4 protein-coding genes are annotated in these 5,353 nt (G+C 47.7%); all 4 read left to right on the top strand.

Translation table 11 applies throughout. The features are described 5' to 3' along the window. The coding region (locus tag B3O33_RS03220) for a leucyl aminopeptidase (RefSeq protein ID WP_292362911.1) at positions 1–1,231 on the top strand (1,231 nt) is incomplete at its 5' end. Positions 1,232–1,241: 10 nt separating this feature from the next. Further along, positions 1,242–1,676 (top strand): DNA polymerase III subunit chi, encoded by a 435-nt coding sequence (locus tag B3O33_RS03215; protein ID WP_292358915.1) that lies wholly within the window; start codon positions 1,242–1,244, stop codon positions 1,674–1,676. 87 nt (positions 1,677–1,763) lie between these two features. After that, positions 1,764–4,517, top strand: coding sequence for a valine--tRNA ligase (locus tag B3O33_RS03210; protein WP_292362910.1), 2,754 nt, complete (start codon positions 1,764–1,766; stop codon positions 4,515–4,517). Positions 4,518–4,619: 102 nt separating this feature from the next. Beyond that, on the top strand, positions 4,620–5,353 hold a 734-nt coding region (locus B3O33_RS03205), incomplete at its 3' end, for a protein adenylyltransferase SelO family protein (RefSeq protein WP_292362909.1).

Raw genomic sequence — 5,353 nt, 5'->3', positions numbered from 1 at the left:
AAATGACTTCAACACAGCCTGCATTACAATGGCTAAATGGTTAAATGACAGTGCTGCCACACAAGCCGTCAGTTGTCTGGCTGAAACGCCAGTCAAAGATCGCAGTACTGCCTGGAAAATCCGTCAAACCATTATCAATACGGAAGCTGCTTTATATCGTTACAGCCAAACCAAAAGTCAGTTCAAACCGGTAGATAAACCGCTGGCCAAACTGGGATTTATGGCTACTGAAGCCGATATTGACGCATTGGAGAAAGCTTGTAAAACCGGTGCAGCTATTGGCAAAGGCATGAATCTGGCGCGTGAACTCGGTAACTTGCCGGGCAATATCTGCACACCAACCTATCTCGCAGAACAAGCAATAAAGCTGGGGAAAGATTTAGACAATCTGGTGGTTGATGTACTGGAAGAAAGTGATATCGCCGAATTAGGCATGGGTTCATTCTTATCTGTCTCACGCGGTAGCCGAGAGCCTGCAAAACTGATCACCCTGAATTACGGTGGTGGCGGTAACAGCAAACCCATCGTTTTGGTGGGTAAAGGTTTAACTTTTGATGCGGGCGGTATTTCGCTTAAACCCGCTCCCGGCATGGATGAAATGAAATACGATATGTGCGGTTCGGCCAGCGTATTAGGCACCATTCAAGCTGTTGCCGAATTGCAGTTGCCAATCAATGTCATCGGGGTCATTCCAAGCTCTGAAAATCTGCCGGATGGTGATGCCAACAAGCCCGGTGATGTGGTGACCAGCATGTCCGGTCAAACCATTGAAATATTAAATACTGATGCCGAAGGTCGTTTACTGTTATGTGACGCGCTGACCTATAGCGAACGTTTTGAGCCCGATACCGTCATTGATATCGCTACCTTGACCGGTGCGATTATTGTTGCATTGGGCAGTAACGCTTCCGGTTTGATGGCTAACAACCAGGAGCTGGCAGATGACCTGCTCAAAGCCGGTAACGATAGTTTTGATCGTGCATGGCAATTGCCGTTGTGGGATGACTATCAGAAACAACTGGATAGTAACTTTGCCGATATCGCTAATGTCGGTGGTAAAGAAGCTGGCAGTGTCACAGCCGCATGTTTCCTGTCTCGCTTTACTGAAAAATTCAAATGGGCGCATCTGGATATCGCCGGTACGGCATGGAATGGCGGCAAAGAAAAAGGTGCCACAGGACGTCCTGTACCTTTATTGATGCAATATATTCTGAATCGTCTGGAAGACTGATAGCACATTCATGACTAAAGTCAGTTTTTACATTTTAGGCACAACCGATCCGCTTGACCGGCAGCAATTTGCCTGCCGGTTGGCGGAAAAAGCCTATCAACAAGGTCATCAGGTGTTTATCCATACTGAAGATCAGAATCAGAGTGAAGCCATGAATAGAGCCTTATGGGCTTTTCGGCCTGACAGTTTTGTACCCCATCAAATATTAGCCGCTGATAGTGAAATAGAAGCACCGGTTTTGATCAGTCATCAAAATACGGCTCCACCTAAACTGATGGATGTGTTAATTAATTTAAATCCGGTTCAGCCATTATTTTTCAGTCAGTTTGAACGACTGGCGGAAATTATTGATGGTGATGAAGAAATCAAAAAACAGGGCCGCGTCCGTTATCAGTTTTACAAAGATCGTGGTTATCATCTCGATACGCATCAGATAAACAATTAACGCAATCCGGCTCACTCATGACCGGGCACACATTAAGCGGGTATAATGCCCGCTTTTCTTTTTCCGAACAGACAAACGCAGAGACGCATGGACAAAACCTATAATCCCGATGCAATTGAACAACGCTGGTATCAACAGTGGGAACAAAACGGCGAATTTAAACCTTCTGGTGAAGGCACGCCCTACGCCATTATGTTGCCTCCGCCCAATGTCACCGGCAGTTTGCATATGGGTCATGGGTTTAATAACACCATTATGGATTTGCTCACCCGTTACCACCGGATGAAAGGTGATAACACATTGTGGCAGCCGGGCACCGATCATGCCGGTATCGCCACACAGATGGTGGTAGAACGTCAGCTCAATGCCGAAGGCAAAACGCGACATGATTTAGGGCGTGAGGCGTTTATTGAGCGGGTCTGGGATTGGAAAGGCGAATCCGGTGGCAATATTACCCGTCAGTTACGTCGTCTTGGATCCTCTCTGGACTGGTCTCGTGATCGTTTCACCATGGATGACAATCTGTCCGAAGCCGTGAAACATGTGTTCATCAAACTGCATGAAGAAGGTTTGATTTACCGTGGCAAACGGCTGGTGAACTGGGATCCGGTTCTGCATACTGCCGTATCCGATCTCGAAGTATTATCCGAAGAAGAAGCTGGCCATTTATGGCATTTCCGTTATCCACTCACCGATGGAAGTGGTCATCTGGTGGTCGCCACGACCCGTCCTGAAACCATGCTGGGTGATACGGCCGTTGCGGTACATCCGGAAGACGAGCGTTATAAACAGCTGATTGGCAAAACCATCACGCTACCTTTGGTAGGACGTGAAATTCCAATCATCGGTGATGAGGATGTTGATCCGGAATTTGGTAGTGGCTGCGTTAAAATCACCCCGGCGCATGATTTCAACGATGCTGAAGTTGGTCACCGTCATAATCTGGAACAAATTAATATTCTGACGATTGATGCCGCCATTAATGACAATGCGCCGGAAAAATATCGTGGTCTGGATCGCTATGCAGCCCGCAAACAAATCGTTGCCGATTTCGAGGCTTTAGGATTACTGGAAACCATCCAGGATCACAAACTGATGGTGCCGCGTGGCGATCGTTCAAATGCCGTCATCGAACCATTATTGACCGATCAATGGTATGTCAAAGCGGATGTACTCGCAGCACCCGCAGTTGAAGCGGTACAGTCAGGCAAAATCAAATTTGTCCCGGCCAACTGGGATAAAACCTTTTATAACTGGATGGATGGCATTCAGGACTGGTGTATTTCACGGCAAATCTGGTGGGGCCACCGCATCCCGGCCTGGTATGACGAACAGGGCAATATCTATGTTGGAAAGGATGAAGCCGATGTCCGTAAAAAACACCGGTTGGCTGACACTATCAGTCTGAGACAGGATGAAGATGTTTTAGATACCTGGTTCTCTTCTGCTTTATGGCCCTTCTCCACTTTGGGTTGGCCGGCTGATGATGCCGCATTGAAAACCTGGTATCCGACCAGTGTATTGGTCACCGGTTTTGACATTATCTTCTTCTGGGTTGCCAGAATGATGATGATGGGTATTAAGTTTATGGATGAGGTGCCATTCAAGGAAGTGTATATCCATGGTCTGGTCCGTGATTCGCATGGCCAGAAAATGTCGAAATCCAAAGGTAATGTTTTGGATCCCATCGACATTATTGATGGTATTGATCTGGAATCACTGGTTGCCAAACGTACCAGTGGCATGATGCAGCCGCAACTGGCTGCCAAAATTGAAAAAGCTACCCGCAAGGAATTTCCGGAAGGGATTGCACCGCATGGAACCGATGCGTTGCGTTTCACTTTTGCCTCTTTAGCCACCACCGGACGTGATATCAATTTTGATATGAACCGTATTGCCGGTTATCGCAACTTCTGTAACAAACTATGGAATGCTGCGCGTTACGTATTAATGAATGCCGAAGACCAAGATACGGGTATTGATAACGCTGACGTTGAGTTAAGCCTGGCTGATCGCTGGATCATTTCGTTATTGCAACAGACTGAACAGGATGTTACCCGTGCCATCGACAGCTACCGCTTTGATTTGGCGGCGCAGGCAATTTATGAGTTTATCTGGAACAACTATTGTGACTGGTATCTGGAACTGTCCAAACCGGTCTTAAATAACGATGCAGCCAGTGACGCCGCCAAACGTGGTACCCGCCGCACCCTGGTTCGGGTGTTGGAAGCCACACTGCGTTTAGCGCATCCGTTTATGCCGTTTATTACCGAAGAAATCTGGCACACCATCGCCCCGTTAGCCGGTAAAACAGGCTCAACCATTATGCGTGAGGCCTATCCTATCGCTGACGAAAGCAAAATTGACAGCGCTGCCGTAGCGGATATGGAATGGGTGATGCAATTTATTAATGGCATTCGTTCTATTCGTTCACAAATGAATATCGCACCGAAAAAACAATTACCTGTGCTGCTTAAAGATGCTGCTGCGATCGATGAACAACGTTTGCAACAAAACCACGACTTTATCAGCCGTCTGGCCAATCTGGAATCGGTTGAATTGCTCAAAGGTGAAGCACCTGCGGCAGCCACCGCGCTGGTTGGAAAAATGGAAATTTTGATCCCCCTCGAAGGCTTGATCGACAAAGAAGCCGAGATTGCGCGTCTGGATAAAGAAATCAGTAAGCTGGATAAAATTATCAAACAATCCGCTGGCAAGCTGAGCAATGAAAACTATGTTGCCAAAGCGCCTGCAGATGTTGTTGCCAAAGAGCGTGAAAAACTGGCTGAACTCGAACAGTCATTAGGTCAGTTGCAACAACAACGTAACGCGCTTGGTTAAAGTCCTGAGTTCTTTCCAGGAACTTTACGCCTCAGTTAGTCTGTCAATATCAACATAATAAGCCGGTGTTTTCACCGGCTGCTATCTGTTGTAATAGAGACTATGACTACACAAGAATTTAATCCCAACGACGCTACCACCACCCCAATGACGCGGCTGCAGTTCGATAACCGTTTTGTAAGGGAGCTCCCCGCCGATCCGGATACTGAAAACGTTCGCCGTCAGGTGCTGGGTGCCTGTTATACCTTTGTGAACCCTACGCCTGTTGCCGAGCCTGAACTGGTCGCTTATTCCATGGATTTAGCCACCGACTTAGGCATCAGACCAGTGGATTGTGAAAGCCTGCAGTTTGCTAATGTGTTTGCCGGTAATGAGCTGCTTGAAGGCATGCAGCCTCATGCTATGTGTTACGGCGGACATCAGTTTGGCAACTGGGCCGGACAACTGGGCGATGGCCGGGCCATCAATCTCGGTGAAGTTCAGGATATTCACGGCCAACTGCAAATGTTGCAGCTCAAAGGTGCGGGCGAAACCCCCTACTCCCGTTCGGCTGATGGATTAGCGGTATTACGATCTTCGGTGCGTGAATTTCTCTGCAGTGAAGCCATGTTTCATCTGGGCATCCCCACAACCCGTGCTTTGAGTCTAGTGACCACCGGTGAAGGTGTGATCCGGGATATGTTTTACGATGGTCGACCGCAAACTGAACCAGGTGCGATCGTTTGTCGGGTTGCCCCCTCATTCCTTAGAATTGGTAATTACGAGCTATTTAATTCTCATGGTGATATCGACAACCTTAAATTATTAGTCGATTACACCATTCGCCATCATTATTC

Source organism: Methylophaga sp. UBA1464 (genome assembly GCF_002325665.1).
Classification (GTDB): Bacteria; Pseudomonadota; Gammaproteobacteria; order Nitrosococcales; family Methylophagaceae; genus Methylophaga.
The sequence above is the reverse complement of the archived record's forward strand: the minus strand, read 5'-3'. Positions and strand labels throughout refer to the sequence as shown.

Coding starts and splice junctions, on each gene's coding strand:
- B3O33_RS03215 (WP_292358915.1), top strand. CDS start 1,242: ATGACTAAAGTCAGTTTTTACATTTTAGGCACAACCGATCCGCTTGAC.
- B3O33_RS03210 (WP_292362910.1), top strand. CDS start 1,764: ATGGACAAAACCTATAATCCCGATGCAATTGAACAACGCTGGTATCAA.